17 protein-coding genes and 1 tRNA gene are annotated in these 23,428 nt (G+C 67.3%); 5 read left to right on the forward strand and 13 right to left on the reverse strand.

Annotated features, from left to right (window positions below; translation table 11 throughout):
* Positions 1 to 81: 81 nt before the first annotated feature.
* Positions 82 to 1,968: an acyl-CoA synthetase gene (locus QM682_RS14585; RefSeq protein WP_415130987.1), complete on the reverse strand. Its 1,887-nt coding sequence runs from the start codon at positions 1,966 to 1,968 to the stop codon at positions 82 to 84.
* 116 nt (positions 1,969 to 2,084) lie between these two features.
* The gene (lysM, locus tag QM682_RS14590) at positions 2,085 to 2,582 is read right to left on the reverse strand and encodes a peptidoglycan-binding protein LysM (protein ID WP_415130989.1); all 498 of its coding nucleotides are present in this window, start codon (positions 2,580 to 2,582) and stop codon (positions 2,085 to 2,087) included.
* A gap of 142 nt (positions 2,583 to 2,724) precedes the next feature.
* Between lysM and QM682_RS14595 the strand changes: the two genes are divergently transcribed.
* Positions 2,725 to 3,276: a CAP domain-containing protein gene (locus QM682_RS14595; RefSeq protein ID WP_415130991.1), complete on the forward strand. Its 552-nt coding sequence runs from the start codon at positions 2,725 to 2,727 to the stop codon at positions 3,274 to 3,276.
* 7 nt (positions 3,277 to 3,283) lie between these two features.
* Here the strand turns inward: QM682_RS14595 and QM682_RS14600 are convergent, their stop codons facing one another.
* The 5 genes from QM682_RS14600 to tsaD form a co-directional block, all read right to left on the reverse strand.
* Positions 3,284 to 5,083, reverse strand: coding sequence for an ABC transporter transmembrane domain-containing protein (locus QM682_RS14600; RefSeq protein WP_415130993.1), 1,800 nt, complete (start codon positions 5,081 to 5,083; stop codon positions 3,284 to 3,286).
* A 65-nt stretch (positions 5,084 to 5,148) separates the two neighbouring features.
* The gene (locus QM682_RS14605; RefSeq protein WP_415130995.1) at positions 5,149 to 5,574 is read right to left on the reverse strand and encodes an EVE domain-containing protein; all 426 of its coding nucleotides are present in this window, start codon (positions 5,572 to 5,574) and stop codon (positions 5,149 to 5,151) included.
* Positions 5,574 to 5,846: a YciI family protein gene (locus QM682_RS14610; protein WP_415130997.1), complete on the reverse strand. Its 273-nt coding sequence runs from the start codon at positions 5,844 to 5,846 to the stop codon at positions 5,574 to 5,576. The genes QM682_RS14605 and QM682_RS14610 overlap by 1 nt, the downstream gene beginning before the upstream one ends.
* A gap of 3 nt (positions 5,847 to 5,849) precedes the next feature.
* Complete coding sequence (locus QM682_RS14615; protein WP_415130999.1) at positions 5,850 to 6,791, reverse strand: NAD(P)H-dependent glycerol-3-phosphate dehydrogenase; 942 nt, start codon at positions 6,789 to 6,791, stop codon at positions 5,850 to 5,852.
* On the reverse strand, positions 6,788 to 7,858 hold the full coding sequence (gene tsaD, locus QM682_RS14620; RefSeq protein WP_415131080.1) for a tRNA (adenosine(37)-N6)-threonylcarbamoyltransferase complex transferase subunit TsaD: 1,071 nt from the start codon (positions 7,856 to 7,858) through the stop codon (positions 6,788 to 6,790). Before tsaD ends, QM682_RS14615 begins: the two co-directional genes overlap by 4 nt.
* A gap of 64 nt (positions 7,859 to 7,922) precedes the next feature.
* On the opposite strand from tsaD, the gene QM682_RS14625 reads away from it, so the two are divergent.
* From QM682_RS14625 to QM682_RS14640, 4 genes are all read left to right on the forward strand, one after another.
* Positions 7,923 to 8,600 carry a uroporphyrinogen-III synthase gene (locus QM682_RS14625; protein ID WP_415131001.1) on the forward strand — a complete coding sequence of 226 codons (678 nt, stop codon included), beginning with the start codon at positions 7,923 to 7,925 and terminating at the stop codon, positions 8,598 to 8,600.
* Positions 8,601 to 8,738: 138 nt separating this feature from the next.
* Complete coding sequence (locus QM682_RS14630) at positions 8,739 to 10,241, forward strand: COG4223 family protein (protein ID WP_415131003.1); 1,503 nt, start codon at positions 8,739 to 8,741, stop codon at positions 10,239 to 10,241.
* Positions 10,242 to 10,251: 10 nt separating this feature from the next.
* Positions 10,252 to 12,018: a heme biosynthesis protein HemY gene (locus QM682_RS14635; protein WP_415131005.1), complete on the forward strand. Its 1,767-nt coding sequence runs from the start codon at positions 10,252 to 10,254 to the stop codon at positions 12,016 to 12,018.
* Positions 12,019 to 12,070: 52 nt separating this feature from the next.
* Positions 12,071 to 12,146 (forward strand) — tRNA-Thr (locus tag QM682_RS14640).
* Between the two features lie 670 nt (positions 12,147 to 12,816).
* On the opposite strand, the gene gltB is transcribed toward QM682_RS14640, so the two are convergent.
* The 6 genes from gltB to QM682_RS14670 form a co-directional block, all read right to left on the reverse strand.
* Positions 12,817 to 17,349: a glutamate synthase large subunit gene (gene gltB / locus QM682_RS14645; protein ID WP_415131007.1), complete on the reverse strand. Its 4,533-nt coding sequence runs from the start codon at positions 17,347 to 17,349 to the stop codon at positions 12,817 to 12,819.
* 14 nt (positions 17,350 to 17,363) lie between these two features.
* Positions 17,364 to 18,152, reverse strand: coding sequence for a hypothetical protein (locus QM682_RS14650; protein WP_415131009.1), 789 nt, complete (start codon positions 18,150 to 18,152; stop codon positions 17,364 to 17,366).
* 10 nt (positions 18,153 to 18,162) lie between these two features.
* Positions 18,163 to 19,650 (reverse strand): NAD(P)-dependent oxidoreductase, encoded by a 1,488-nt coding sequence (locus tag QM682_RS14655; RefSeq protein WP_415131011.1) that lies wholly within the window; start codon positions 19,648 to 19,650, stop codon positions 18,163 to 18,165.
* Between the two features lie 150 nt (positions 19,651 to 19,800).
* A complete protein-coding gene (locus tag QM682_RS14660; RefSeq protein WP_415131013.1) occupies positions 19,801 to 20,604 on the reverse strand; it encodes an undecaprenyl-diphosphate phosphatase in 804 nt (267 codons plus the stop codon).
* Positions 20,604 to 21,596: a complex I NDUFA9 subunit family protein gene (locus QM682_RS14665; protein ID WP_415131015.1), complete on the reverse strand. Its 993-nt coding sequence runs from the start codon at positions 21,594 to 21,596 to the stop codon at positions 20,604 to 20,606. Before QM682_RS14665 ends, QM682_RS14660 begins: the two co-directional genes overlap by 1 nt.
* 62 nt (positions 21,597 to 21,658) lie before the next feature.
* Positions 21,659 to 23,254, reverse strand: coding sequence for a GMC oxidoreductase (locus QM682_RS14670; RefSeq protein WP_415131017.1), 1,596 nt, complete (start codon positions 23,252 to 23,254; stop codon positions 21,659 to 21,661).
* Positions 23,255 to 23,428 lie beyond the last annotated feature (174 nt).

Consider the following 23,428-nt stretch of genomic DNA (forward strand, 5'->3'; position numbering starts at 1 on the left):
ATAAACCCCCAACAAAACGGCAGTAACCCACGCGCATGGCTCCACGCTTACGATCAGGTCAGGTATTCGGCCGGCCCGCATTCACTCCCATTCCCAAGGCCGGATGAACTGTCCCAGGCAATCGGTCAGGGCCTTTTCGTCGGCCTGGCCTTTGGGGCCCAACCGCGCGACCAGTCCGCGTTTCTTGTCGTCCACGACCTCGGTGACCTGAACGGGCAGTTCCGCCTGGGTCAGCGCCTGGTCGAAGACGCGTTTGATCGCCAGCTTGCGCAGGTCCGGCTTGAAGATCTTGCCGACCGCGGTTTTAGGCAACTCACCAAGAATCTCGATATGCTTCGGCAAAGCCGCGCGCTCGGGGATATGGGCCTGGGCATGTTCCAGTAACTCCTGGACCGAGACCTGCGCCCCCGCCACCAGCTCGACATAGGCGCAAGGCAGTTCGCCGGCGAAACTGTCGGGCTGGCCGATGGCGCCGGCAAAGGCCACGGCGGGATGGGACAGCAGCGCATCCTCGATCATCGCGGGGTCGATATTGTGGCCGCTGCGGATGATCAGATCCTTGGCGCGGCCGGTGATCCACAGATAGCCATCCGCGTCCAGCCGTCCCAGGTCGCCCGTGCGCAGGAACCGCCCCTCGGCGAAAAGCTCGCGGTTCTTGTCCGTCTCGGTATAGGTCGAGCCCTCGAAGACGCCGGGGCTGGCGACGCAGATCTCGCCCACCTCGTCGGTGGCGCATTCCCGGAACCCCTCGCCCTGCTTCTTCAGGATGCGGACATGGCTATAGGGCAGGGGCAGGCCGACCGAGCCCACTTTCTTCAACCCTTCCACGGGATTGCAGGATACCAGGCAGGTCGCCTCGGTCAGCCCGTAGCCCTCGGCGATCTCGACCCCGGTGGCGGATTTGAAGCGGTTGTAAAGCTCGATCGGCAGCGGCGCCGAACCGGAGATCGCGGTTTTCAGGCTGCTGACATCGGCATCGACCTTGCGCTGCATCAGCGCGGCAATGGCGGTCGGAACGGTGATCAGGAAACTGGCCTGCCAACGCTCGATCAGTTTCCAGAAACTGTCGAACACGCCCTCGCCACGATAGCCGGCGGGGGTGGGCATGACCAGTTGCGCGCCCGAAGCCAGGCAGGACATCAGCACCGGATAGGAGGCGAAGACGTGGAACATGGGCAGCGGACACATCAGCACGTCCTCATGCGTGAACAGCATCTGCGCGCCCAGCCAGCCATTGTAGACCATGCCGGATTGCTTGTGCTGCGCGACCTTGGGCAGGCCGGTGGTGCCCCCGGTGTGGAAATAGGCGGCGACGCGATCACCTTCGGGCTCGTCGAAGTTCAGGCGATTGTGGCGCTGCCCGCTGGCCGCCGCGTCGAAATCCAGGTATTTCGCCTGGCCCTTGGCCTCAAGCTTGGGGCGGACGAAAGGGATCGCCAGCCGCTTGATCCCCGAGAGATAGGGGCGCAGATCGACCTGAAGCACGGTCTTGACACCGGGTGCCAGCGCCACCGCATCGGCGGCCTTCTGGGCGATGTCGGATTTGGGAAAAGGTTTCAGCGTGACCAGCACCTTGGCGCGCGTCTCGCGCAGGATCGAGGCGATCTGCTCGACCTCCAGCAGTGGGTTGACCGGATTGACGATCCCGGCGGTCGCTCCGGCCAGCAGGATCACCGGCGTTTCGGGCGCATTGGGCAGCAGATAGGCCACCACGTCGGTCGGCCCGATCCCCAGCGCGCGCAGCAGGTTCGCGGTCTCGGTCACGCGTTCGTGAAATTCGTTCCAGGTCAGGGTCACGGCCTTGGACCTGGGATCGGACAGAAGCTGAAAGCTTATCGCCGGACGGTTTCCGAAACGTTCGCGCGTGCGGCTGAGCATCTGATAAACCGATGCCGGCACATCCCTTTGCGCATAGGCCATCTCGGCCTCGACAGCATCGCGGTCGGCGGCGGTAGCGAACTTGGCCATGACTTCCTCCCAGATCGTCTGGAGGCGTGGACCTCCGGCAAGGAGATTGCTGCATAAACCATCACCGGGGCAAGGGTCGAGCCCCGGCGTCGGTCCCGCCGAAACGCGGCGTCAGCTCATTTCCGCGGAATGCGCAGGGTCTGGCCCGGATAGATCTTGTTGGGATCGCTCAGCATGGGCTTGTTGGCCTCGAAGATGTCGCGATAGCGATTTGCATCTCCAAGGTATTGCTTCGCTATGGCCGAAAGCGTCTCGCCTTTCTTGACGGTGTGGAAGACGGGCTGGGCGCCCTCGGGCGCCGATGCCTCGCCGGGCTCCTGGGCCAGTTCGACGCGGGCGATGCCTTTGATGTTGCCGACCGCGAGGATCAGCTTTTCCAGCGTTTCCTGGTCACGGGCCTTGCCCTTGACGATCACGGTGTCGCTGCCCCGCAAGGTCAGGTGAACGTCGTTCGCGGTCAGGCCCAACTGCGCCAGCTCGGCCTTCAAGGCATCGACCTTGCGCTGGGTTTCATCCTCGGGGGCGGGGGTCGCGGCCTTTGGCGCCTCGGCCGCCTGGGCCTCGCCGCCGAAGATGGATTTCCCTGCATCTTTAACAAAATCCCAAATCGCCATGTCGGCCTCCTCAACGAAATTTCAACACTGACAACGTAATACTGCACGACCAGTTCCGTAAAGCCCTGGCCGGGGGGAAGGCTAATTGACCATTCTAAACTAAATAGTTCATATTGGCCGTCAACTGGAAGGAGAGTTCCTGATGACCCATCCCTTGCCGGTTTCGCCGGTTACCCTGTTGTTGGTCCTGGGCGGCCTTGCCGGCTGCGCCGCGCCCGAGAGCGGAGCGTTCTCGCATCATCCCAAGGGCTATTCCGATGTCCAGGCCAGCGCGCCGGGCAGGCCAAGCTGTCAGGCGCCCTCGATGGCGGCGAACCGCGCGGCGGCGGATGCGACCAATGCCCAGCGTCGGGCGCGGGGCCTGCCGCCGGTCGCGGCCAATGCCGCCTTGGGCCAGGCGGCGGCGAGGCATGCCTGCGACATGGCCGCGCGTGGGCTGATGAGCCATGTGGGCACCAGCACCAAGGGGCCGGCGCAGCGCGTCAAGGCCGTTGGCTATGCCCCGCATATGACCGCCGAAAACATCGCCGCCGGGCCTTTCGGGTTGGGCCAGGTGCTGAATGCCTGGAGCAATTCGCAGGGGCATCTGGATAATATCCTGATCCCTCAGATACGCGAGGTGGGCATCGGTCGCGCCATCGGCGCGGATGGGCGCACGGTGTTCTGGGCGGCGGTATATGGCGCGCCGCGCTAGCGGGCTTTCAGCCCACCGCCCTCAGGTCCTCGGCGCCTTCGGTGAATTGCAGCCGCGCCAGCCGCGCGTAAAGCCCGCCCTGGGCGACCAGTTCGTCATGCCGGCCCTGCGCGACGATTCGGCCATGGTCGAACACCACGATCCGGTCGGCCTTCTTCACGGTGGCCAGGCGGTGGGCCACGATGATCGTGGTGCGGGCGCGCGACAACTCGTCCACGGCGGCCTGGACCAGCCGTTCGGATTGCGCGTCCAGCGCGCTGGTCGCCTCGTCCAGCAGCAGGATCGGGGCATCGCGCAGGATGGCGCGGGCGATGGCGATGCGCTGGCGTTGGCCGCCCGATAGCATCGCGCCGCGTTCGCCCAAAGGGGTATCGTAGCCCTGGGGCAGCGCGGACAGGAAGTCATGCGCATGGGCGGCGCGCGCCGCCGCCTCGATCTGGGCATCCGAGGCGTCGGGGCGGCCGAAGCGGATATTCTCGCGCGCGGTGGCGGCAAAGATGACCGGCTCTTGCGGCACCAGCGCGATTTCGCGCCGAAAATCCGTCCGCGCCATGTCGCGCAGGTCGATCCCGTCGATGGTCACCCGTCCCAAGGCGGGGTCCCAGAAGCGCAGCAGAAGCTGGATCACCGTGGTCTTGCCCGCGCCCGACGGTCCGACCAGCGCCACGGTCTGGCCCGCCGGAATGTCCAGCGTGATCCCTTCCAGCGCCGAGATATCGGGCCGGGACGGGTAATGGAAGGTCACTTCCTGGAACCGGATGCGGCCCTTGGCGGGGCGGGGCAGGGGCACGGGATGGGCGGGATCCGCGATCGTATCCCTGGCCGTCAGCAGTTCGGTCAGCCGCTGGGTCGCGCCGGCGGCACGCTGCAATTCGCCCCAGATCTCGGACAGTGCCCCGACCGAGCCGGCGACCAGAACGGCATAGATCACGAATTGCACCAGTTCGCCCGGCGTCATCAGATCCTGCCGCACGTCGCGCGCGCCGACCCAGAGCACGCCCAGCACGCCCGCGAAAATCAGGAAGATCACGATGACCGTCATCACCGTGCGCGTGCGCACCCGCCTCAGCGCCACGTCGAAGGACCGTTCGGTCACCTCGCCGAAGCGCGCCCGCGCCGGAGCCTCATAGGTGAATGCCTGCACCGTCTGGGCCGCCAGCAGGCTTTCCGTCGCCGCCCCCGCGCTTTGCGCGATCCAGTCCTGGTTCTGGCGCGAAAGCATCCGCAGCCGCCGCCCCAGCACGATGATCGGGACCACCACCAGCGGCACCAGCAAAAGCACCAGTCCCGAGAGCTTGAGCGATGTCCAGGCCAGCATCGCCATGCCCCCGATCAGTATCAGAAGGTTGCGCAGCGCGATCGACACCGATGAGCCGATGACCGACTGGATCAGCGTGGTGTCGGTGGTGATGCGGCTGATGATCTCGCCGGTCATCACGCGTTCGTAGAAGGCGGGGCTAAGCGCGATCACACGGTCGAAGACCGCCCTGCGGATATCGGCCACGACCCGCTCGCCCAGGCGCGTGACCAGGTAATAGCGCAGCCCCGTCCCCAGGGCGAGCAGCGCGACGATGCCAAGCGCCGCGCCGAAATACTGGTCCAGAAGATGCGTGCCCCGGTCGAAGCCGTCGACCACGCGGCGGACCGCCAGGGGCAGGATCAGGCTGATCCCCGCCGTCAGCGCCAGCGCCAGCAGCGCCGCCCGCATCAGCCCGCGATAGGGCCGGATGAAGGGCCAGAGCGCGCTGAGCGCGCCGACCTGCCGGGTGGTCGGGCGGTCCTCGGTGACTTTGGGTCCGCGTGCCATGTCATCTCCTTGGGTGCCGGCGATGCCGGATGCCTTGCCGTTTCGCGACTGTCGGGGCGCGCGTGTCAGGGTTCCTGGGTGCCGCCCGCCATGTCCAGCACCGCCTGCCATTCCGCGTCGCCCACCGGCTGCACCGACAGGCGCGAATTGTTCACCAGCACCATCTGCGCCAGGCGCGGCTCGGCCTTGGCCTCGTCAAGCGTGACGGGCCGTTTCAGCCGCGCCACCGCCTTGATGTCCACGCATTCCCATTTCGCATCCTGGGCGCGGCTGTCGGGATGGGCCAGCGCCACCACCTCGCAGATGCCGACGACCTCCTTGCCGATATTCGAGTGGTAGAAAAAGCCGCGCTCGCCCAGCTTCATGGCGCGCATGTTGTTGCGGGCCTGATAGTTGCGCACGCCGTCCCATTCCTCGCCCGCCTCGCCCTTGGCGATCAGGTCGTCGAAGCTGAACACGTTCGGCTCGGACTTGAAAAGCCAATACGCCATCAGCCGATCACCTTGCGCCATTCGCGGACCTCGGCCGAGTCGAAGACGCCCGCCTCGGCATAGGGGTCGCGCGCGGCCCAGGCGCGCACCTCGTCCAGGCTTTCGCCCTCGACCACCACCAGCGAGCCGCAGGGCTGGCCGTTCTCGATGAAGGGGCCGGCGAACTGCAAGCCCGCGCGCTGGCCCAGCCAGTCCAGGTGTTGCGGGCGCACGGCCAGGCGGGTCTCCAGCATGCCGGGCGCGTCGCGGCAGATCAGTGCGAAAAGAGGCATGGTTCACTCTTCCTTCAGGGGTCTGTTGAGCAGGATATCCAGGGCATGTTCCATGGCGATGCGCCGCTCGGCAAGCCCTGCGACCAGCGCCGAGACGGGAAGCTCTATCCCCAGCTTCGGGGCTAATGCGGCGACGGCGCGGGCGGTGGCGGCGCCCTCGACGGTGGTTGCCGCGTCGAATTCCCGGCCCGCGCCAAGCGCCAGCCCATAGCGGAAATTGCGCGACTGCTCGGAAGTGCAGGTCAGCACCAGATCGCCCAGCCCCGAAAGGCCGGTCAGCGTTTCGGGGCGTGCGCCCAGGGCGGCGGCCAGACGTGTCATCTCGGCAAAGCCGCGGGTGATCACGCTGGCCCGCGCGCTGTCGCCATAGCCCGCGCCGATGGCGGCGCCGGCGGCGATGGCGATGACGTTCTTCAGCGCGCCGCCAAGCTCGGCGCCCGCCACGTCGGTGGTGCGGTAAAGCCGCAGCGTGCCGGTCGAAAGCTCGCGCTGCAATTCCTCGGCCGCCTCGGGGTCGGCGCAGGCCAGCGTCAGCGCGGTCGGCAGGCCGCGCGCGATGTCGGCGGCGAAGCTTGGCCCGGTCAGCACCGCCACGGTGGCGCCGGGGCAGGCCGCGCGGATCAGGGCCGAGGGGCCGGTCAGGCTGGCCAGGTCGATCCCCTTGGCGCAGCTGACAAGCTTGCGCCGGTCCAGTCGCGCCGCCTGTTCGGCCAGAAATCCGCGCAGCACCTGGGCCGGCAGCGCCAGCAGCAGGATCGGAGCGGTGCAATCGTCCAGCCGCGCGGTCAGGCGCAGGTTGTCGGGCAGGGCGACGCCGGGCAGGCGCGGATTGCGGCGCTCGGGCCAATCCACGTCCCGCCCCCACAGCGTCACCGGACCCCTGGTCGCAAGCGCCACCGCAAGCGCCGTCCCGAAGGCCCCCGCCCCGATCACCGCGATGCTCATGCCTTGGCCCCCCGCTTGCCCGCGCCCAGCATCGGCGCGGCGCCTCGGTCCAGCGGCCAGCGCGGCCGCGCGGCCAGGTCCATGCCGTCGCGCTGGCCGGCGTCGAAAGCCTCGATTCCCGCCCAGGCGATCATCGCGGCATTGTCCGTGCAAAGCCGCAACGGCGGCGCCAGAAAGTCCGCGCCCGCCTCGCGCGCGACGGCCTCCAGCGCGGCGCGCAGGGTCTGGTTGGCGGCCACGCCCCCCGCGACGGCCAGGACCGGCGCCCCGCTTTCGGCCAGCGCCCGGCGGGTCTTTTCGGCCAGCACATCGGCCACTGCGGCCTGGAACCCGGCGCAGATGTCGCTGCGGTCCCGTTCGTGCAGACCGCCCTGCGCCGCGACCAGTTCATCGCGCTGGCGCAGCACGGCCGTCTTCAGCCCCGAGAAGCTGAAATCGCAGCCCGGACGGTCCAGCAGCGGGCGCGGAAAGGCGAAGCGGCGCGGATCGCCCGCGCGGGCCGCGCCCTCGACCGAGGGGCCGCCGGGCTGGGGCAGGCCCAGAAGCTTTGCCACCTTGTCGAACGCCTCGCCGGGCGCGTCGTCGATGGTGCCGCCCAGCCGGGTGAATTCCTGCGCGCCGTCGACCCGCAGGAACTGGCAGTGCCCGCCCGAGACCAGCAGCATCAGATAGGGATAGGCCACCGCATCGGTCAGGCGCGGGGTCAGCGCATGGCCCGCCAGATGATTCACGCCGACCAGCGGCAGGTTCGCGCCGGCGGCCAGCCCCTTGGCCAGCATCACGCCCGCCAGCACGCCGCCGATCAGCCCCGGCCCCGCCGTGACCGCGATCCCGTCCAGGTCGCGCAGCGCCACGCCGGCCTCGCGCAGCGCCTGCTCGACACAGAGATCCAGCCTTTCGGCATGGGCGCGGGCGGCGATCTCGGGGACGACGCCGCCGAAATCGGCATGCAACGCCGTCTGCCCGGCCACGACCGAGGCCAGGATGGTTCTGTCGCCCCGCACCACGGCGGCGGCGCTGTCGTCGCAACTGCTTTCGATCCCCAGGAAGGTCACTGACATGCTGATCCTTGTCGCCACCCGGCCAAGCGCCTAGGCATGAAAGACCTAGCACCCAAGCGGGCCGAATGCCATGCCGCCGCCGATCCTGTTGCTGACCCGCCCCGAAGCCGCCGCGCGACGCTTTGCCGCGGGGCTGGACCTGCCGGGGCTGCGGGTGGTGATCTCGCCCGTGCTGAGGATCCTGCCCGTCGCCCATGACGCGGCGGCGCTGGCGCGGGCGCCGGGGCTGGTGCTGACCTCGATCCATGCGCTGCCGGCGGCGGGGCCGGGGCGGGGCCGCCCGGCGCTGTGCGTCGGGCCGGGCACGGCCGAGGCCGCGCGCGAGGCTGGTTTCGCCGTCACGCGGGGGCCGGGCGACGCGCGGGGGCTTTTGCCGATGCTGCGCGGGATTCCGCCGGGCTGGCTGCACCCGCATGGCCGTCATGTGGCGCGGGCTTTGCCGGTGCCGGGCGTGGTGGTCTATGATCAGGTGGCCCAGCCTTTGGACGCGGCGGGGCGGGCGGTGCTGGCGGGGGAGGGGCCGGTGATCCTGCCGCTGTTCTCGCCCCGCTCGGCCCGGCTTTTGGCGGGACAAGCGGAGGGCGCGCGCGCGGTGCTGTGGCTTGTCGGGATCAGCGCCGCCGCGCTTTCGGCCTGGGACGCGGCGGGGGGGCCTGTCCCGGCCGTTCGCCTTGGGGCCGAGACGCCGGATGCCGAAGCCATGCGCCTGGCGATCGCGCGTCTGCTTCCTAAGGAACAATCGCCATGATTCAGCGGTTGATCGGTGGTTGAGGCGTCATCAGCGGATGACTAGACTGATTTCAATGGCATGATAATTCCGAAGCAGAGGGCCAGGGAAAACCGCCGCGCCGGGATCACGAAGGCTCAACGGAGACGGGGAAAACAAGTGAACGATCAAGACAGTCAGAATGGTCAGGGCGCCGCGACCCCGGGAACCGAAGGCAAGAAGCCCGCAGTCCAGGGCAGCGTCATCGACAGCCGGCCCGTCGAATCCGGGCTGAAACCGGGCGTCAAGGCGGCGGATGCGAAATCCGAACCGCAGCCCGTGATCGAATCGAATCTTGTCGGAGAGGGGGGGGGCAGTGCCCGGCCCGCCGCCCAGGCCAAGGCGCCGCCCGCCGCAGAGGCGCCGCCCGCCGAGAAACAAGTCGAGAAACAGGCCGATAAGCCTCTTGCGGCCAGCGGCTTTCCCGTGACGGGACCCGCGCAAGATGGCGCCAAACCCGGTCCAGGTGCCGATCAGCCCGCAGCCGCAAAGCCCGCAGCCGAGACGCCGAAAGCCACGCCGGCCTCATCCCGCGTCGCCGAGATCCCCGCGCCTCAGCCCAAGGTGATCGAAACCCGCGTGGTCGAGCGTCGGGGCGGTCTCGTGCCGACCTTCCTGGGCGGCGTTGTCGCGGCCGGACTGGGCGCCGCCGCCTGCTACTGGGCCATCCCGCATCTGCCCCCCGCCTGGCAGCCGGTCCCGCAGGTCGCCGTGCCGGACGGTCAGCTTGACGCCGCCGCTCGCCGGGCCGCGGCCGATGCCGTGCAGGCCGAGTTCCAAAATCAGGGCGAGGCGCTGACCAGGCGTGCCGCCGATGCCGGGGCTGATGCCGCCCGCCAGATCCTGGCCGACACGCCGCCCCCCGCGCCGGGCGCGCCCGTGGCCCTCCCCGCCGAGGTGGGCGAAAGAATCGCCGCGCTGGAACAGGCGCTGACCAACCTGCACGCCAATCCCGGCCCCGCGCCGGCAGGTCCCGGCATTCCGCCGGGCGCGCTGGATGAACTGGCCGCGCGCCTTGGCGAGCAGCAGGCGCGCATCGACGAATTGGCCGCCCGCCCGACCGTCGATCCCGCGACCGCCCAGCAGGTCCAGGACCTGGCCCGGCAGGCGCAGGAACTGCAAAGCAGCACCGAGGCCGCGAATCGCCGTGCCCTGGCCGCCACCGCCGCAGCCGCCCTGCAAGCCGCCATCGAGAATGCCGCCCCGCGGGAACAGGCCCTGGCCGACCTTGGCGGGGCCGGTGTCCAGGTGCCCGCCGTTCTGACCGGCGAGATCCCGCGCCTCGACCAGCTTCGCAGCGAATTCCCCGAGGCGGCGCGGGCGGGCCTTGCCGCCTCGATCAAGGCGGTCTCGGCGCAAGAGGGCGCGCTGGACCGGATCAGCAATTTCCTGCGCGTGCAGACCGGCGCCCGCTCGGTCGAACCGCGCGAGGGCGACGATCCCGATGCCGTGCTGTCGCGCGCCGATGCCGCCGTCGAGACGGGCAATATCGGCGATGCGCTGGCCCAGATCGCGATCTTGCCGCAGCCGGGACAAGAGGCGATGGCGGCATGGACCGCCCGAGCCCAGACCTGGATCCAGGCGAACGCGGCGCTGGCGGGCCTTGCCGCCGCTGTGCAGTAAGGGGTCGAACATGCTGCTTTCCGCACTGAAAATCCTGCTTTTCTTCGCCGTCATCCTGTCCCTCGCCCTGGGCGCCGTGCATCTGGCCGAAAACGGCCACGCGTTGCGCATGGTCTATGGGGGCGTGGAATATTCGCTTGGCCCGGTGCAGGCGCTGATCGCGCTGGCGCTGGTCCTGATCCTGGGCTGGGTCGTGGTCAAGCTGATCGGCCTGGTCGTCGCCTTCCTGCGCTTCGTTCTGGGCGATGAAACCGCCATCGACCGCTATTTCGCCCGCACGCGCGAGCGCAAGGGTTACGAGGCGCTGTCCGAGGGCATGCTTGCCGTCGCCTCGGGCGAGGGGCGCCTGGCCCAGGACAAGGCCGCGAAGGCCGCGAAATTCCTGAACCAGCCCCATGTCACCGACCTTCTGGCCGCCCAGGCCGCCGAGGTCGCCGGCGACAGCCGCAAGGCCGCCGAGGTCTATCGCCGGCTTCTGGGCGATGACCGCACCCGCTTTGTCGGCATTCGCGGGCTGATGCGCCAGAAGCTGGACGAGGGCGACACCGCCACTGCGCTGAAGCTGGCGCAGAAGGCTTATGCTCTGAAGCCGCGTCATGCCGATGTCCAGGACACGCTGTTGCAGCTCCAGACCAAGGAGGGCGACTGGAAGGGCGCGCGCAAGGTCCTCAAGGACAAGCGCAAGCAGGGGCAGTTGCCGCAGGATGTTCATATCCGCCGCGATGCCGTGCTGGCGCTGAAAGAAGCGTCCGAGGTTCTGGCCGAGGGCAATTCGATCAGCGCGCGCGAGGCCGCGATCTCGGCTAACCGCGCCAGCCCCGACCTGATCCCGGCGGCGGTGCTGGCCGCGCGCGGCTATATCGCGCAAAGCGATTTCCGCAACGCCAGCCGTGTCCTGCAAAAAACCTGGAGCGTGCGGCCCCATCCCTCGATCGCCGCCACCTATGCCGAGATCGTGCCGGACGAATCCCCCGCCGCGCGCCTGCGCCGCTTCGAGGATCTGATCCGCAAGAACCCCCAGGACGAGGAATCGCGTCTGCTGAAGGCCGAGCTTTTGCTGGCCGCCGAGGATTTCCCAGGCGCCCGGCGCGCCCTGGGCGATCTGGCTCAGGCGCACCCGACGGTGCGCTCGCTCTCGATCCTGGCGGCGGTCGAGCGGGGCGAGGGCGCCAACGACGCCGTGGTGCGCGGCACGCTGGCACGGGCGATGACGGCCAGCCGCGGTCCGCAATGGGTCTGCGACAAATGCCATAACGTGATGGCCGATTGGGCACCCATCTGCGACAGTTGCGGCGGCTTCGACACCCTGACCTGGCGCGAGCCGGACCGCGCCACGGCGGCGGGCGGCTATACCCCGAACGGGGTCGAATTGCTGCCTTTGCTGGTCGGCACCGCCCCGGCCGAAGCGTCGGCCCCCGTGCCAGCGGCCCCGCCGCGCAGCCGCCCCGGCATGATCGGCGATGACGAGGGCGCCCCCCCGCCAGCGGTGCCGGATGCGAAGCCCGCCGCGCCGAAACCGCCCGAGGCTCCGCGCGTGGCGCCTGGCATGGTTCCGCGCGAATCGGACTATCGCTCCGCCGAGGCCGAGCCTGCGATGACCGTGACCGATCCCGATCCCGCTCCGGCGCCGAAAGCGGCCGAGATCCAGCCGCCCCCGGCATCGCCCACCGGCCCGGCCCGGCCGCATATCGCAGAGGATGCCGAACTGGTCCCGGTGCGTCCCGATGTCGAGCCGCCAGGCGAGGATTCCCGGATCTTGGGGAAAAAAATCCGATAGCCCCTTTTCGCCCGCGCCGGAACCTGCTATCCGGCGCGGCACATAGCGAAGTGCCGGTGTAGCTCAGCTGGTAGAGCACATCATTCGTAATGATGGGGTCGGGGGTTCGAGTCCCTTCACCGGCACCACTTTCCTTGAAAGTGGCCCGATTTATCAGCACTTTCCAAGGTATGAAGTCCCGTTCGACGCAGATATGGGGCTTGTTTCGGAACAGGCTAACAGGGCCGGGGCGCGGGCTTTCCCATATCGCCGGCGATCTGCCCGGATCATCGTCAGGTGGGATTTCAAGAGGAACCGGGGCCGGGACGGAAACTATTTCTGTTCAGCACCATGATCATGCGCGGGCGAATCGTCGCTATGCCTTCCAGACGCGGCGGCAGACCGTGTTGATGGGCTAAACCCTTAAGACCGAAGGGCGGAGCAACGCCAGCCCGGTGGGCCGTCACGCGATCCGCCTGTTTCGAAGCGGTCCGCCGTCATAGGCGCCGGATAGGGATCGTCAGCGTCGAATTCACCATGCGCCGGCCGCAGAGCCCTCGTCCTTGACCCACTTTACCAGATCGGGGCGTGGGTATCGTCGGGTGTTGGGCAAAGTTGGGCCGCATCGACCCATCTCTAAATCGCTGGCCCTGCATCGTTGGCCCTGAACCGTCAGCCAGAGGATGGCGACAGGAAACGCTGCCTAAAACCAAAGTGGATTGGGCAATGCAATGCGGCCCGGCCCTTGGCGGGCCGCAGTCGCCATTCTGGGGCACGGGGGATCTGTAAAGGAAAAGGGGCCTTTCGGCCCCTTTTCAATCACTCCGCCGGCACTGCCCGCACATCCTCGACTTCCGCGATGGGATGTTTCAGATGCGGGAGCATCTCTTTCGGGCAGACCTGGAGGAAGTTCGCCCTTTCGGTTTCCCAGTTTTGCAGGATCTCGTCGGCGCGGCGCGAAAGAGTTTCCTTGGCGTGACGCTCGATCAGGGTCTTCAACTGATCCTCGTAGAAAGATTGCGTCACGGGGCAAAGGATCAGCGTCTCGGGGTTGATATAATCCCGCGCCAGCCCCTCGGGGTCGTAAAGATAGGCCATGCCCCCGGTCATGCCGGCGCCGAAATTGGCGCCGATCCGGCCCAGGATCACCGCGATGCCGCCGGTCATGTATTCGCAACCGTTGCTGCCGCAGCCCTCGATCACCACCGTCGCGCCCGAGTTGCGGACGCCGAAACGCTCGCCCGCGCGGCCGGCGGCGAACAGATAGCCGTCGGTCGCCCCGTAAAGCACGGTATTGCCGATGATGGTGTTGTCCGCCGCGACCAGCGGGCTGGCCATCGGCGGGCGCACGGTGATGGTGCCGCCCGACAGGCCCTTGCCCACATAGTCGTTCGCATCGCCCGAAACCTCGATCTTCAGGCCCGGCGCCGCGAAAGCACCCAGCGACTGGCCCGCGCTGCCGGTCAGGCGCACGGTCAGGTGGTCGGGTTGCAGGTTGTTGCGCATGCCGAAGGTCTGCACGATCATCGACGATGTGCGGGTGCCGATGGTCCGCAGGGTGTTTCGGACCGCATAGCTAAGCTGCATCTTCTCGCCATCGCTGAAGAAGCGGCTGGCGTCGCGGATGATTTCGGCGTCCAGCGTGTCGGGCACGGCATTGCGCGGCTTGGTGCGGTCGTAGACGATCTTTTCCGAGCCGTCGACGGTGATCAGCAGCGGGTTCAGGTCCAGATCGTCCAGCGACTTGTCGCCCCGGCTGACCTGGGTCAGCAGGTCGGCGCGGCCGATCACCTCGTCCAGCGAGCGCGCGCCGATGCTGGCCAGGATTTCCCGCACCTCGGTCGCGTAGAAGGTGATCAGGTTGACCACCTTGTCGGCCGAGCCGGTGAACATCGCGCGCAGGCGCTCGTCCTGGGTGCAGACGCCCACCGGGCAGGTGTTCGACTGGCATTGCCGCACCATGATGCAGCCCATGGCGATCAGCGCGGCGGTGCCGATGCCGAATTCCTCGGCCCCCATCATCGCCGCCATCACCACGTCGCGACCCGTCCGCAGCCCGCCATCGGTGCGCAGCGTCACCCGGTCGCGCAGGCGGTTCATCGCCAGAACCTGATGCGCCTCGGTCAGGCCCATCTCCCACGGCAGGCCGGCGAACTTGATGGACGTGGCCGGGCTGGCCCCGGTGCCGCCATTGTGGCCGCTGATCAGGATCACGTCCGCCTTGGCCTTGGCCACGCCCGCCGCGATGGTGCCCACACCCGAACTGGCCACCAGCTTCACCGTGATCTTGGCGCGCGGGTTGATCTGTTTCAGGTCATAGATCAGCTGCGCCAGATCCTCGATCGAATAGATGTCGTGGTGCGGCGGCGGGCTGATCAGCGTCACCCCCTTGGTCGAATGGCGCAGCCGCGCGATCAGGTCGGTGACCTTCATGCCGGGCAATTGCCCGCCCTCGCCGGGCTTGGCCCCTTGGGCGACCTTGATTTCCAGTTCTTCGCAGGCGTTCAGATATTCCGCCGTCACCCCGAACCGCCCCGAGGCGACCTGCTTGATCTTGGCGCAGGGGTTGTCGCCATTGGGCAGCGGATGGCTATGCGCCGGATCCTCGCCGCCTTCGCCCGAATCGGATTTCGCGCCGATCCGGTTCATGGCGATGTTCAGCGTCATATGCGCCTCGGGCGAGAGCGCCCCCAGCGACATGCCCGGCGTCACGAAGCGTTTGCGGATCGAGGTGATCGATTCCACCTCTTCCAGCGGCACCGGCTTGCCCAGGGGCTTGATGTCCAAAAGATCGCGCAGATGGATCGGCGGGTTCGCCCGCATCGTCGCGGTGAACTGCTTCCACACGTCATAGGACGCCCGGTCGCAGGCGATTTGCAGCATCTTCATGGTGTTGGCTTCCCAGGCGTGCTTTTCGCCCGAGCGGCGCGCCTTGTAGAAACCGCCCACCGGCAGCAATTCCGTGGTCGAGGAATGGAAGCCCTTGTGGTGGATGTCCTCAAGCTTGGCTTGTAGACCATGCAGCCCCATGCCCGAGATCCGCGACTGCATGCCGGGGAAATACTCCGCCACCATGGCGCGCGACAGCCCCACCGCCTCAAAGTTCAGCCCGCCCCGATAGGACGACAGGACCGAGATCCCCATCTTGGCCATGATTTTCAGCAGGCCCGCGTCGATGGCGTCGCGATAATTGCGGATATTCTCGATCAGCGTGCCGCCCAGCAGGCCGCGCTCGATACGCTCGGCGATGGTGTCCTGGGCCAGATAGGGGTTCACCGTGGTCGCGCCGCAGCCGATCAGCACCGCGAAGTAATGCGGATCGACGCATTCCGCCGAACGCACGTTCAGCGAACAGAAGGTGCGCAGCCCCTTGCGGGTCAACCAGGAATGGATGGCGCTGGTCGCCAGGATCATCGGCAGGCCGATGCGGTCCGGTCCGACCTTCTCATCGGTCAGGACCAGATGGCCCGCACCCGAACGCACGGCATCCTCGGCCTCGGCGCGGATGCGGGCCAGGGCCTCGCCCATGGCCTCGGGGCCGGCGCCATCGGCAAAGGTGCAGTCGATCTGCGTCACAGTCTCGCCGAACATGCGGATCATCTCGGCGAATTCGGCATTCGCGACGAAGGGACTTTCCAGCATCAGGATTTCGGTCTGCGCGCTGGATTCGTCCAGAACGTTCTTGAGGTTGCCGAACCGTGTCTTCAGGCTCATCACCCGCGTCTCGCGCAGGCTGTCGATCGGCGGGTTCGTCACCTGGCTGAAGTTCTGGCGGAAGAAATGCGACATCGGCCGATACTGGCCCGACAGCACGGCGGGCGGCGTGTCGTCGCCCATCGAGGCCAGCGCCTCTTTGCCGTCCTCGGCCATGGGCGACAGCATCGATTCGATTTCCTCGACCGTGTAGCCGGCGGCGATCTGGCGGCGGCGCAATTCCTCGCCGGTGAAGCTCAGCTTCTCGGGCAGGTCGCGCATGGCCTCGTTCAGATGGACGACCTTTTCCAGCCATTCGTCGAAGGGCTGGCTGGCGGCCAGATAGTCCTTGATCTCGCGGTCGTGGAACAGCCGGCCCTCGGCCATGTCCACGGCGATCATCTGCCCCGGTCCCAGGGCGCCCTTTTCGCGCACGCTGGTTTCGTTCACCGGGACCATGCCGGCCTCGGAACCCGCGATCAGCAGGTTGTCGCCCGTCACGACATAGCGCAGCGGCCGCAGCCCGTTGCGGTCCAGCCCGCCGCAGACCCAGCGGCCATCGGTCATCGCCAGCGCGGCGGGGCCGTCCCACGGCTCCATGACGGCGTTGCAATAGGCATACATGTCGGCCCAGGCGCGCGGCATGTCGGTCGTGGCCTTGCTCCATGCCTCGGGGACCAGCATGGTCTTGGTCATCGGCGCCGAGCGCCCCGAGCGGACCATGACCTCGAACACCGCGTCCAGCGCGGCCGAATCCGACGAGCCGCCGGGGATGATCGGCTTGATATCCTCGGCCATCTCGCCGAAGGCGCCGCTTGCCATGCGGATCTCATGGCTTTTCATCCAGTTGGTATTGCCCTTCAGCGTGTTGATCTCGCCGTTATGGGCCAGCATTCGGAAGGGCTGGGCCAGCCACCATTGCGGGAAGGTGTTGGTGGAATAACGCTGGTGATAGATGGCGAAGGCCGATTCGAACCGTTCATCCCTCAGGTCGGGATAGAATTCCGCGACCTGCTCGGCCAGCATCATGCCCTTGTAGATGATGCTGCGGCAGGACAGCGTGCAAAGGTAAAGGCCCGCGATCTGCGCGGCGATGGCCGCCTTCTCGATCCGGCGGCGGATGATGTAAAGCTCGCGCTCGAACTGCTCGCCGTCGATGTCCTTTTCACAGCGGATCAGGATCTGCTCGATCTCGGGGCGGGTCGCGTTGGCCTTTTCGCCCAGGACGCTGGTGTTCACCGGCACATGCCGCCAGCCATAGATGTAATGGCCCATGCGCAGCACTTCGGATTCCACGATGGTCCGGCAGGCTTCCTGCTGGGCGAAATTCGTGCGCGGCAGGAAGCATTGGCCGACCGCGATCAGCTTGGACTGGTCCGGCTCGTGCCCGGTGCGGCGCACCTGGTCGTAAAAGAAGGGGACGGGGATCTGCACATGGATGCCCGCGCCGTCGCCGGTCTTGCCGTCGGCATCGACCGCGCCGCGGTGCCAGATCGCTTTCAGCGCGTTGATCCCGGCCTCGACCACCTTGCGGCTGGACTTGCCGTCCAGGTTCACCACCAGGCCGACGCCACAGGACGAATGCTCGTCCTCGGCACGATACAGCGAATGCTGGTCCATCCAGTCGCGGCGGGCCTGTTCCTGCTGTTCCCAGCTCATGTTTTCACAGTCCTTCACGTCCGTGCCTCCTTCAAAAGCTGCCTCAGGATGTCGGCGCCCTTGCCGCCGACCATCTGTAGGTCACAATCATATTCCGGCGTGGTCGCGCCGAAGCCGGGTTGTCCGGGGAACGCGAACGTCACCGGACTGTCATTGCTGCTTTCCTGGGCGCCGGTCCAATCGCGCGAGGTCTCGACCCCGCCATAGAACCGGCCCTGCGCCCGGCTGATGAACTGCTGGCCTTGGCGCTCGATCAGCACGTCGCCCTGGTCGTTATAGGTCGTAAGCTGAAAGCGCGTGATCTCCAGCGCCACCCCGTCGATCTCGACCTTCTCGCCGGTCAGTTCGTCGCGGCCGACATGGTGCAGCCGCTCGCCATTGCTGGCATGGGTGTGAAAGTCGAAATCGTCCCGCCCGGTCCGCAGCAGCGTGCTGAACGAGGCATCGTCCGCCGCGCCCGCTTCCAGCATGTCGGTCAGGCCGGTGCGCAGGTCGGTGCTTTCCATCCAGCGCGTCTCGGCATCGATGCGCGAGCGATAGGTCGCCCCCTCGCGGGTGAAATAGACCACCCACTGGTCGCCCGGCGCGTCCGATTTGCAACGGTAATGCTGCGAGACGGCGCAGCCGCGATTCTGGATCGTCAACTCCAGCTTGCAGCCCTGCGGCGGGGTGAAGTTCGCCGCCAGGACCGGCGGGGCCAGAAATGTCAGCCAGGCTGCTACTCCCACCGCTTTCGGGGCCTGACCGCGCACGCGCCGCCGGTGGGCGCGCGGTGTATCGGCTGTGTATGCCCTGTGCAGCATGGTCACGGCCCTATTCGGCGGCGACGCGGGCCGGGCCAGACAGATAGCCCAGGATGCTGTCGGCGGCCTCGCGGCCGTCGCGGATCGCCCAGACCACCAGGCTTGCGCCCCGCACGATATCGCCCACCGCGAAGACGCCGGGCAGGCTGGTCTGATGCGTCTGGTAATCGGCCTTGATCGTGCCCCAACGGGTGACTTCCAGCCCCTCGACGCCCCAAAGCCGGGGCAGCTCCTCGGGTTCGAAGCCCAGGGCCTTGATCACCAGATCGGCCGGTTCGTCGTAATCCGCGCCCTCGATCAGTTCGGGCGATTGCCGACCCGAGACATCGGGCGCGCCCAGCCGCATCTTCTGGATACGGACCGAGGCAATGGTCGGGACATCGCCGTCCACGTCGCGTTCCTGCGCTTCCATAGCCTCGCCGGTGACATGGCCCGCGAAAGATCCGGGGGCGGAAAGCCACACGAACTCAACACCTTCCTCTTCGGCATTCTGCACTTCGCGCTGCGATCCGGGCATGTTCGCGCGGTCGCGGCGATACAGGCACTTCACCGATTGCGCGCCCTGGCGGATGGCTGTGCGCACGCAGTCCATGGCGGTGTCGCCGCCGCCGATGACGACCACGCGCTTGCCCTTGGCGTTAAGCTCGCCATCCTCGTAATCGGGGATCTCGTCGCCCAGGTCGATCCGGTTCGAGGCGGTCAGATAGTCCAGCGCCCGCACGACGCCCCTGGCGGCGGCATTGTCGATGTCCAGGTCGCGGGTCTTGTAGACGCCGGTGGCGATCAGCACCGCGTCATGCTTGCCGCGAATGGCGTCGAAGCTGATATCCTGGCCGACATTGGTGTTCAGCACGAATTCGACGCCCGCGTCGCGCAATTGCTGGGTGCGCCGCTCGACCACTTCCTTTTCCAGCTTGAAGCCGGGAATCCCATAGATCAGCAGCCCGCCCGCGCGGTCGTGCCGGTCATAGACCGTGACCTGATAGCCCTGGCGCCGCAGCCGGTCGGCGGCGGCAAGCCCGCCCGGACCCGCGCCGATGACGCCCACCGATTCCGCGCGTTCCCGGACCGGCAGGCCCGGCTTGACCCAGCCGTTTTCCCAGGCGGTATCGGTGATGTATTTCTCGATCGCGCCGATGGTCACGGTGCCGTGGCCGGATTGCTCGATGACGCAGTTGCCCTCGCACAGGCGGTCCTGCGGGCAGATGCGGCCGCAGATCTCGGGGAATGTGTTGGTCTCTTGGCTGCGCAGATAGGCTTCTTGCGTGCGCCCCTCGGCGGTCAGGCGCAACCAGTCGGGGATATTGTTGTGCAGCGGGCAATGGCTTTGGCAATAGGGCACGCCGCATTGGCTGCAACGGCTGGCCTGTTCCGTGGCTTTGGCAGAGGCGAACTCGCGATAGATCTCGTGGAAATCTTCCGAGCGGGATGCGGCGTCCCGTTTCTCGGGCATCTCGCGCGAGAGGGTGACGAACTTGAGCATCTTCTGCGTGGCCATGGCTGCGCGTCCTTCTGTGCAAGGCTTGTGTAAAGCCTGATAAAACAGGGCGGGGCGCATTAAAAGTCAGCATTACTGACCTAAATGACGATTTTTCTTCCCGGCGCCGCCGATATGGCGCCGGAAGAGCGGAAATTAGGTCAGCTTAGTTTACCCAAACACGGTCAGAGCCAGCAAGGCAAGGGTTCCGGCGATGATTCGCCACCAAGCGAAGACCGCATAGCCATGTGCCGAGACATAGCCCAACAGCACCCGCACCACGACCAGCGCCGACAGGAAGGCGCAGACAAAGCCCACAAGGATGTTTCCTGCGGCTGCTGCATCCAGGATGTCGCGGTTTTTGTAGAGATCATAGACAAAAGCGCCCAGCATCGTCGGCATGGACAGGAAGAAGCTGAATTCGGCGGCAGAACGCTTGTCCGCGCCCATAAGCAAGGCACCCACGATGGTCGCGCCCGAGCGCGAGACGCCGGGGATCATCGCCAGGCACTGGACCAGCCCGATGCCGAAGGCGGTCGGGACCGGAATATCCTCGGCCGCGTGATAGCGCGGGCTGCGCGCCATCCTGTCCACGAACAGCAGCACGAACCCGCCCAGGATCAGCATGATCGCGATCAGGCGCGGGGTCTCGAACAGGACGGTCTTGATCAGGTCATGGGCCAGCACGCCGATCACCACGGCCGGCAGGAAGGCCACCAGCACCGACAGGATGAAGCGCCGGGCGCGCGGATCCTGCGGCGCGCTGGAAAAGATCCGCCACAGTCGTCCGGCGTAGACGCCCAGGATCGCCAGGATCGCGCCAAGCTGGATCAGCACCTCGAAGGCGCGGCCCGGCGAATCAAAGCCCAGGAAATGCCCCGCCAGCAGCACATGGCCGGTCGAGGACACCGGGATGAACTCGGTCAGCCCTTCCAGAAGACCCAGAAGGGCGGCAATCAACGTATTGTGTTCCATCAGCTCTGACGCAGGTTCTTTGCGGTCGAGGTCATCGCCTCATATTGCCCCGTGGGGCGGAAACGCCACAGATATTCCCCGATCACCGCCGAGGGGGCGGTGGGCGCGATGCCCAGATCGGTGAAGCCCTTGGCGCCGGCGGCGACGCGGTTCGGCTTTTGCAGCGCGCGAAGCTGGTCACGGGTCAAAAGCTTGTTGGTCAGCAGCCCGCCGCTGAGCCTTTGCACGCTGTCCAGCGCCGAGGCCAGGGCGCGCGCCAGCGGACCGGGCATGTTCAGCACCAGCCGGCGGCGGTCGATGGCCGCCAGCGCCTGGCGCGCGATGTCGGCCATGCTCAGCACCTCGGGGCCGCCCAACTCATAGATGCCGGGCGCGGCGCGGCCGGTGATGCCCATCGCCGCAGCCTCGGCCACGTCCATCACATAGACCGGCTGGAGCTCGCTTTGCGCGCCGGGCAGCAGCAGCACCGGCCCCAGCCGCGACAGGCTGGCGATGCGGTTGTAGAAATTGTCGTCTGATCCGAAGATCACCGAGGGCCGCAGGATCACCGCGTCCGGGCGGTGGGCCAGCACCGCCGTCTCGCCCCGCGCTTTCGAGGCCGCGTAAAGGCTGTCCGAATCGGCATCCGCCCCCAGTGCCGAGACATGGACGAAATGCGCCACGCCCGCTTGCGCCGCCAGCCGGGCGATGCGGCCCGCGGCCTCGTCATGAATGGCGTCGAAGGTGTTCTTGCCCTGATGCACCAGGATACCCACGCAATTCACCACCGCATCGGCATCGGTCATGCAGGCGGCGACGGAAAGATCGTCGCGGATATTGCAGGGCACCGGCTCGATCTGGCCCGGCGCGCCATAGGTCCGCACCACGCCCGCCTCATTCGGACGGCGCACCGCGACGCGCACGCGCCACCCCTGCGCGGCCATGAGCCGGGCGATCTGTCTGCCCAGGAAACCGGACCCGCCATAGATCGTGACAAGCTTGGCTGTGGACATGGCTCTCGCTCCCTTCGTGATGGAATGGCCTTCCTGCTGGAATGGCTGGCTTTCTTGATCCATTACCCAAGCTCGCCCGCAGCGGCAAGCCGTGGGCGCATGCTCAGCGCGATTGCGTCGGCGACGCGCAGCGCGTTCGCGGCGATGGTCAGGCTGGGGTTCACCCCGTTCGAGGTCGGCATGAAGCTGCTATCCGCGACATAAAGGTTCGACAGCCCATGCACCCGGCAGTCGCGGTCCAGCACGCTGCTGGTCGGGTCGTCGCCAAAACGCAGCGTGCCGCAGGGATGGGCGAAGTTCAGTTGCGGCGCGGTGCCCATGAACATCGCGTGGTTGGGCCGGAACGCCTTGCGCATGGCGTCGCGGAAGGCGGTGCGGCGGCGCTGCAACTCGTCCGAGACATCGTAATGGAAGCGCAGCGCGTCGGCATCGCCGGGATCCGCGATCATCCGGTTGGTGGGATAGGGCAGATCCTCAAGCACGCCCACGAACAGCTTGGCCTGCCCCAGCACCTGCGCCACGATCCGCGCGGGCAGCCGCAGCCCCATCCGCAGCGGCCGCAGCCGCCGCAGGGCCGAGCGGTCAAAGCGCGAATGCATCGCGTGCAGGATCTCGCCATAGCCGGCGACCAGTCCCATGGACTGCACCGTCCCGAAGCGTTGCCCCTTCATGTAATAAAGGTCGCGCATGCTGATCGAACGCGAGGCCCCGGCCTCGCCCTTGCCGCGCCCGGCCCATATGGCGATGATCTCGCTCAGGTGGAACATCAGGTTGCGGCCGACCAGATCATAGCGGTTGCCCAGGCCCTGGGGCCAGATCTCGCTGCTGGAACGCAGCATCAGCGAGGGCGAGCCAAGGCCGCCGCCCGACAGGATGTAGCGCCTTGCGCGCAGCGTCAGGCTTTGGCCGCCGCGCAGGCAGGTCAGGCCGGTGACACCCTGCGAATCCGCCTCGATCCGGGTGACGGTGCAGCGGTCCAGCAGCGTCGCGCGCCCGGTTTCCAGCGCGGGCAGCACCCCGGCCGAGCGGCCGTCCATCTTGCAGCGGCGCGGGCAGCGTTGGCCAAAGCAATTCTCGCACCCCGGCACGAAGCGGGCGGCCATATGGGTCTGATAGGGATGCATCCCCGCGCGGCGCAGATCCTCCATCAGCCGGGCGTCCGAACTGGGCAGGGCGCGGGGCGGCGCGGGCAGGTTCGCGGGCACCGGGTCCAGCGGGTCGGATTCGCCGCTGATCTGGTAATAGCGTTCGGCCAGTTCGAACCAGGGCCGCATCTCCTCATAGCCGACGGGCCAGCCGCCGGTGGGGTGGGGGTGGTCCTCGGTCGCGTCCAGGTCGTGCCGCTCGGGGCGTTCCAGCGTGGCCGCGTAGTAAACCGAGGTGCCCCCCACGCCCGCGCCGATCATGCCGTCCAACTCGCACCACGCGCCGTCCAGCTCGGCCGAGATCAGCCGGGGCCAGGCGCCATTGGCCAGCCGCAATTCGGGATCGGCCTGGTCCAGCGCCAGCGCCGGGATGCGGGAATCGCCCAGATCCGGGCCTTTCTCGACGAACAGCACCGACAGGCCCTGCTCTGCCAGCCGCCGCCCCACCGTGCCCCCACCGATGCCGGTGCCGATGACGATCGCGTCCCAAATGCGCGCGGCAATGTCTTCCATCTTTAAAACCTGTGCTCCGAATAAGGTGCCGGGCGGTAAGTCCAGATCCCGACGGCCGCCGCCGAGCGGCAGAATGCCAGTCTGTGACAGGGGTGAACGAGCGCGGCAAAGAAAAAATCGTATGCGCGTCAAAAAACTTCGGCAGGCCCCATTGACGCCCCCCGCCAGTCCCTT

The organism is Paracoccus sp. (in: a-proteobacteria) (genome assembly GCF_047605025.1).
Classification (GTDB): Bacteria; Pseudomonadota; Alphaproteobacteria; order Rhodobacterales; family Rhodobacteraceae; genus Paracoccus.

Bases quoted from the DNA above. Each gene is read 5' to 3' on its own strand.
- QM682_RS14585 (WP_415130987.1), bottom strand. From the start codon at position 1,968: ATGGCCAAGTTCGCTACCGCCGCCGACCGCGATGCTGTCGAGGCCGAG.
- lysM (WP_415130989.1), bottom strand. From the start codon at position 2,582: ATGGCGATTTGGGATTTTGTTAAAGATGCAGGGAAATCCATCTTCGGC.
- QM682_RS14595 (WP_415130991.1), top strand. From the start codon at position 2,725: ATGACCCATCCCTTGCCGGTTTCGCCGGTTACCCTGTTGTTGGTCCTG.
- QM682_RS14600 (WP_415130993.1), bottom strand. From the start codon at position 5,083: ATGGCACGCGGACCCAAAGTCACCGAGGACCGCCCGACCACCCGGCAG.
- QM682_RS14605 (WP_415130995.1), bottom strand. From the start codon at position 5,574: ATGGCGTATTGGCTTTTCAAGTCCGAGCCGAACGTGTTCAGCTTCGAC.
- QM682_RS14610 (WP_415130997.1), bottom strand. From the start codon at position 5,846: ATGCCTCTTTTCGCACTGATCTGCCGCGACGCGCCCGGCATGCTGGAG.
- QM682_RS14615 (WP_415130999.1), bottom strand. From the start codon at position 6,791: ATGAGCATCGCGGTGATCGGGGCGGGGGCCTTCGGGACGGCGCTTGCG.
- QM682_RS14625 (WP_415131001.1), top strand. From the start codon at position 7,923: ATGCCGCCGCCGATCCTGTTGCTGACCCGCCCCGAAGCCGCCGCGCGA.
- QM682_RS14635 (WP_415131005.1), top strand. From the start codon at position 10,252: ATGCTGCTTTCCGCACTGAAAATCCTGCTTTTCTTCGCCGTCATCCTG.
- gltB (WP_415131007.1), bottom strand. From the start codon at position 17,349: ATGAGCTGGGAACAGCAGGAACAGGCCCGCCGCGACTGGATGGACCAG.
- QM682_RS14650 (WP_415131009.1), bottom strand. From the start codon at position 18,152: ATGCTGCACAGGGCATACACAGCCGATACACCGCGCGCCCACCGGCGG.
- QM682_RS14655 (WP_415131011.1), bottom strand. From the start codon at position 19,650: ATGGCCACGCAGAAGATGCTCAAGTTCGTCACCCTCTCGCGCGAGATG.
- QM682_RS14660 (WP_415131013.1), bottom strand. From the start codon at position 20,604: ATGGAACACAATACGTTGATTGCCGCCCTTCTGGGTCTTCTGGAAGGG.
- QM682_RS14665 (WP_415131015.1), bottom strand. From the start codon at position 21,596: ATGTCCACAGCCAAGCTTGTCACGATCTATGGCGGGTCCGGTTTCCTG.
- QM682_RS14670 (WP_415131017.1), bottom strand. From the start codon at position 23,254: ATGGAAGACATTGCCGCGCGCATTTGGGACGCGATCGTCATCGGCACC.